This window comes from Aquimarina sp. I32.4, assembly GCF_002924285.1.
Taxonomy (GTDB): domain Bacteria; phylum Bacteroidota; class Bacteroidia; order Flavobacteriales; family Flavobacteriaceae; genus Aquimarina.
On sequence record NZ_PGUB01000163.1, the window covers coordinates 1 to 6,245 of the forward strand.

Below are 6,245 nucleotides of genomic sequence, written 5' to 3' on the forward strand. Positions count from 1 at the left end.
GACTTCGATGGACCTACCATCATCTTACTTACAGCATTCAATCAGTTTATTGCCGTGATTGATTCTTGGCACACTATCAAATGTTGCGGAAAATTACTTTTTAATTTAAGGGTGCACAACAAGTAGTGCACCATTTTCGTGAATTAAGACTCGTAATTCCGCGAATTACGAGTCTTCAAAAAAATTATAAAAAATTAAAAATCAAATAGCTATAGTTCTTGTTTTGTGTTTAGCGATTTTTACTAGAAAATTCCCATATTTGTAAAAAACAAATCACACAATTTTAAAGGTAATGATTAGAGCTTCTAAAAAACATAGACAGTTAACCGTAAATCTTTTATGGAATTCTTTCATGGAACTAAAATTTCCCAACTCCATAAATTTTGTGGTAAAACAAGACCAAAAAAGATCTGTTAGACTTAGATACCTAATGGAATATCAATTTGATGTAGCACTAAGGTTTGGTGAAATATGGTTAAGTGATGATAAGCGGGGGTGTATCTTATTGCTTTTCCCAGAAAAAAGGAAACAAAGCTTGTCTTTATTTTTATGGGAAATTAAACTAGCCTTTTATTGTATTGGTCTGAGAAATGTTCCAAAAGTATTAAAACGAGAATCTCAACTCAAAAAAAAACATCCAAAAGTTCCATTTATACATTTTTGGTTGATGGCTGTTACTCCTGAATCACAAAGTAAAGGTATCGGACAAAAACTGTTATTAGAAGTCTTAGAAAAATACAAAAACTCTGCAAAGCCCTTCTATCTGGAAACCACAACTATAAATAATCTGCAGTTCTACACAAAAAATGGTTTTAAACTTTTTGATCATACTAGATCATTAAACTATCCATTGTATTTCTTAAAATTTAAGTAATATGTTTGGCACAGAAATGCATATCACCACCTTTATTTACTTAATATGCCAATTTTTTATATTGTCATTTCAGTCCATCTATTTTTTGTTTAAACCAGATAGTAATTCCAGACTTCGCTTTCTCTTTTTAACGTTATTATTTTTCTTGTATAATACAATTTCCGGATTAGCCCCAGATCAAGATGTTCCAATCAAAATTTTATATCAGAATATTACCGCTTGGACAGTAGGAGTAAGTGCTGCTACATATTTACTCTATTTCATTTATAGGGAACATAATATAAAACCAATACGGTTTTTAAATATAAAAAATATTATTTACTCAATTATTCTAGCATTTATTGTTCTCTTCGTACTCCCATATATTACCACAGAAAATCTTAGCTTATCCAGAAATATTTTTTTGGTTCTTCCAATTTTTTTGTCAATAGCGTGTCTCATAAATGTTGTTTTTTTTCTAGTAAAGGATTATATATCTGCAAAAAATCTTCACTATAAATTTAGAATACTTACCGGTGGATTGGGAGTTTTAAGTATCGTTGTATTACCAATTGTAATTCTACTATTGGGGGATAATCAGCCTGTGGAACACTCATCATTTAGCGCAGGTTATTTTATAATTTCAATTGCATATGTAAAGCATCAGATTTATAATTCGAAAATTGAACAAAAATTATTCAAAAAATTACAAAAAGAATCTTTGGAAAGAAATAGCTTCAAAGCTGATGACATTGTGAATCTTTATGGATTATCCAGTGTAGAAAGAGAAATTATGCTGCTTATTATAAAAGGATACAATTATTTTGAAATAAGTGAAGATATTTATCTATCAGAAAATAGTGTCCTAAAACATGTTTCTAGTATTTTTAGAAAAGCTAAAATTAAAAATCGTGCAGAGTTGATGTCTTTGATAATGGAAAAAAAAGAGGTCAAATCAGTTCCAACAAATAATAGTAATCCTACTGAAATCTCAAAAGATATCACTAATCGAATTTTAGACGCTCTTGTGAAATTTGAAAAAACTAATGGCTATCTAAAAAAAGATTTAAGCCTTAAGGAATTGGCACACAAAATCCAAACCAATACAAAATACCTGTCAAAAACAATTAACGATCATAAAAACCTTAATTTTAATGGTTATGTTAACCAGCTGCGAATCAATTACACCATTGAAATCTTGAAAATGAATCCTAAATTCAGAAAATACAGCATGGAACACTTGGCTAAAGAGGTTGGCTTTAACAATGCAGAATCTTTTTCTCGTGCTTTTAGTAATGTTATAGGCAAAAAACCTTCCATTTTTATTAAAAAATTATCTGATGAAGAGTAATTATATCATAAACTTCTTTATCTAGTAAAAATCACGCCTTCTTAGAAGGTGGCTTTGGTTAACCCCCATAGGGCAATGTCATTTAGTTAAGCTCTATATTGCTCTCTTGTAGTTAGTTAATGTTTGATATTTTCCGTTAATCCGTTTGGCCTTTCTATGCCTTTGGTATTGCCTTCCAGGTCTAATAGGTTCAACATTTCGTTGAAAAGCATTTTGTAATTCAATCAGTATTATTTTTGGATCATTTTCTAAAAACAGTTTGACAATAGTATATTTTAAGGAAGCCCAACTCACATTTTTATTTATTTTGTAGTCATATTTTCTTGACTTGTTCAACTGCTTGAGATAGGGTTCGCATTGTTTTTCTATAAGGCTTTGCAAATTCGCTACAAACAACCCTGCTGCATAATCTTGTTGTATACAAATGACTCGATGTCCACTAAATTGCTCCATTTGTTGTTGATTTTTTTGGATCCCATAAGTCGTTTCAATCTTCCAGCGTAAGTCGTAAAGATATTTGAAGTCTTTGGGTGTAAAATGTTGCTCATCATATAGATTTGTTAATAACACCTCTATTTCACCGGTAGATAAAACCACTTTTACCAATCGTATCGTTATACTGGTATTCTTATTTACCACATATCCATAATTTTTAAGTGTTGCAATAGCTTCTTTTGTTGGTTTTAGCGCTACTATTTGACTAACCTTATCACTATTCACAAATTCTTTTATCTCCTTATTAAAACTTATTTTACAACGCATTACAAAATGACGAGGTGTTTCTTGATTTAGCATCAGATACATTAATGCGTAGCTTGGGTAACCTCTATCAAAAAGGGTTAAACTATCTTCATATAAAGAGCTTACCTGAGCTGAAAAAATGGGCTGTTCTCCTTGTTTTATAGGAAAAACAGCACCCCATATTGTAATATCGTTCAACACATCTTGTAACTGCATTACTTGTGCCATAGGTGTTTTGGTATATTGATTATCTTGTGTGCCAAATTCTCGAACAATATCTGGCTTGTCAATCAGATAAGCTGTAGAACCATCTACTGCTTGAAGTCTAAAACCACGCCAACGCTTAATATTATCTTCGTAATAATGATAAAAGCAATCCACAAGTAATCTATTCCAAGCCTCAAAAAATAAAGGAAGTAACTTACCTCTTTGTAAGCTGAAAGCTCCTTTGGTTGCTGCTTGTTTATCAAAATTAATACTATCAAAGAACTGTTGTAGTTCGATGCTCAAACTACGCTTGGGCATATTGATGATAATACCTACAACTCGTCGTAAAGTTAATTTACGCTCTCTACTAAAATCAGTAGGACTCATAGTCATTAAATTCCGTAAATCACTTTGATCACAAACCATCGATAAAAATGCTTTTAACTCCTCTATTATATTTACATTTGCTTCAACCATTGGGCTTTTGTTTTTTTAGTCAATTACAAAGAACCTTTTTTTAGGTTGTAACTCAATGGTTTTCTTCTGTTTATTCCTTAACCCAACTTGGCTATTTTGAATCTAAAAACACTTTTTTTTGATCTTTTTTCATGTTTTTTCGAGGTGTTTTTTTTTGTTATCATACTGATTATCAGTTGCTTGATATTTTTAGTATTGATTTGTAGTGTAGTACGGTACTTGTTTTGTTCGATTTTCTTTCCTACATTGCCTGCATGTTTATCAGACAAGTAAAAAAACAACGAAGCAAGGACAGTAAGGTATTTTACCAGTATACCCTTGCACAGACCTCTCGCATTGAGGGTAAAGTAAAGCAGCGCAACATCCTTTATCTGGGTTCTGATCCTTTATTAGAGGATAAGGCTAACCGGGAAATTGTTTTATCTCTTTTAAAATCAAAGATTTTTGGTCAGCCTGATCTTTTTTCACAAGGTGCTTCAGCCACTTTGATAGCATTAGCCGAATCCTATTATGAGAAATACCAAATAAAATACGGAGTAGATCACCACCCCGTTACTTCTATCCCTCCGGCGCCTGCTAAGGCAGAATACCACAATATTGACGTTAAAGGATTAGAAGTCAATGATGTAACTACTTTTGGGGCAGAACATTTGTGCAAGCAAGTATTGGATCGTCTTGGGTTACAGCAGTGTTTTACTTCCTTAGGGATGAGTGAAAAGCAAAGTAGTAAAGCTTTGCTAAGTATTGCCGGGCGTGCTATTTTCTCAAGTTCTGAATATAAGACCTCACAAATCCTGCAAACCAGCAGTGAGTTACAGCATTGTTTTGGGATTGATGGCAAGATTACCCACAAACAACTCTATAGCATTGCTGATACTCTTTATCAACACCGAGAGCAGATCGATCGTTTTTTGTATAAGCGTATCCAAACACTCTTCAACCTAGAGGATAAACTAGTCATCTTTGATATCAGCAATACCTATTTTGAGACCCGTAAAGAAGACAGTGCACTAGCTCAATATGGAAGGAGTAAGGAAAAGCGCAATGACTGCCCTTTAGTAGTCTTTACAGGAGTTATTAACCCTGAGGGGTTTATACGTCATTCAAGGATTTATCAGGGCAACACACCCGACACTGCTACCCTAGAGGATATGATCGAAGATTTAGCAAGCAATTGCCCTAAAACAACTAAGCAAACTATTGTTATTGATGCTGGTATTGCTACAGAAGAAAATCTGGAACTTATAAAACAAAAAGGATATCAATATGTATGTGTATCGAGAAAGCTACTAAAGGATTACCCAAAAATAGCCACTGAAGATAAGGTCCTGCAACTGACCGATAGGGACAAAAACAAAGTGGAACTGGCCATATTCCAACCTGATGGATATGATGATACCTGGATGCAGGTACAAAGTCAGGCTAAAAGCAAAAAAGAAACCTCAATGCAAAACAAACTAGCCAAGCGTTTTGAGGAAGAACTCACTAGTATAGCAAAAGCCATTACCACAAAGGGAGGTACCAAGAAAATCAATAAAGTATGGGAACGCATCGGAAGGGCAAAACAAAAGCACAATAGGGTCGCTGCAAACTACCATATCGAAGTAGAAGAAAACCAAACAATTGCTACAGCATTAAAATGGAAATACAAGGCTAATAAAACCAAAGAAGATAAACAAAAGGGTATCTATTTCATAAGAACCAGTTATCAAAACCCAAAGGAAAAGGAGTTATGGGATATTTATAATACCATCAGGGAAGTAGAAGCTACTTTTAGATGCCTGAAAACGCAGCTGAACATACGACCAGTACACCATCAAAATGATGAGCGCATCGAAAGCCATATATACCTCACCGTTTTAGCATACCAACTGGTCAATACCATAAGACATATGCTCAAAGCCGATGGAATCCATCATGATTGGAGAAATATCGTAAGAATCATGAACACACAAACCATACAAACTATTGAACTACCTACCGATAAAAAAATAATACACCTTAGAAAACCAAGTAAACCCATAGAAGAAGTACAACAGATATACAAAGCAACCAAATGCAAACAAACTCAAAGCGCAATTAAAAAATATGTAGTGTACCACTAATTTTGGAAAACCCCGCTAGCATTGAAAAAAAAATCCATAATAGCCAAGTTGGGTTAACTAAATGACATTGCCCCATAGGGGGCATCAAGGTTCAAGCTAAAAATCAAACTTTTGTTGCTGATCTTCAACTCTCTTCTCCTTTTTTTCCTTATATTTAATATATTTCTTTATCATATTTTCATCTAAACCTATGATGCTTACAAAATAACCCCAAGCCCAAAAATGATAATCAATATAGGCATAGCCCTCAAAACATAACCACCTGCTTTGCAGGTGGATTTCTAAATTGAATTAAAAACAACGAGTACTCATAAAGTAACCAAGTAAAAGTTAAAAATTACCTAATCGGTGCGTAATTCGGTGCGTAAACTTAAAAATATGAATTCAATACGCTTATTTACAGCTATTTAAAATCAAACGGTTAAACCCTCCGACTCCACAAAGACATTTTTTTCAAATGCCAGACAATTTTGTCTGGCATTTTGATTTTAAAAAACATAACGAATACATA

At 33.3% G+C, this 6,245-nt stretch carries 4 protein-coding genes; 3 read left to right on the forward strand and 1 reads right to left on the reverse strand.

The genetic code is table 11. The annotated features are described in order from the left end of the window. Positions 1 to 430 precede the first annotated feature (430 nt). Complete coding sequence (locus CVD18_RS20890; RefSeq protein WP_158250531.1) at positions 431 to 874, forward strand: GNAT family N-acetyltransferase; 444 nt, start codon at positions 431 to 433, stop codon at positions 872 to 874. 1 nt (position 875) lies between these two features. After that, positions 876 to 2,204: a helix-turn-helix domain-containing protein gene (locus CVD18_RS20895; RefSeq protein WP_103867424.1), complete on the forward strand. Its 1,329-nt coding sequence runs from the start codon at positions 876 to 878 to the stop codon at positions 2,202 to 2,204. A gap of 93 nt (positions 2,205 to 2,297) precedes the next feature. Here CVD18_RS20895 and CVD18_RS20900 read toward each other — a convergent pair whose 3' ends face one another. Then, positions 2,298 to 3,629 carry an IS4 family transposase gene (locus CVD18_RS20900; RefSeq protein WP_103867425.1) on the reverse strand — a complete coding sequence of 444 codons (1,332 nt, stop codon included), beginning with the start codon at positions 3,627 to 3,629 and terminating at the stop codon, positions 2,298 to 2,300. A gap of 254 nt (positions 3,630 to 3,883) precedes the next feature. Between CVD18_RS20900 and CVD18_RS20905 the strand changes: the two genes are divergently transcribed. Further along, a complete protein-coding gene (locus tag CVD18_RS20905; RefSeq protein ID WP_103867426.1) occupies positions 3,884 to 5,734 on the forward strand; it encodes an IS1634 family transposase in 1,851 nt (616 codons plus the stop codon). Positions 5,735 to 6,245: the final 511 nt, after the last annotated feature.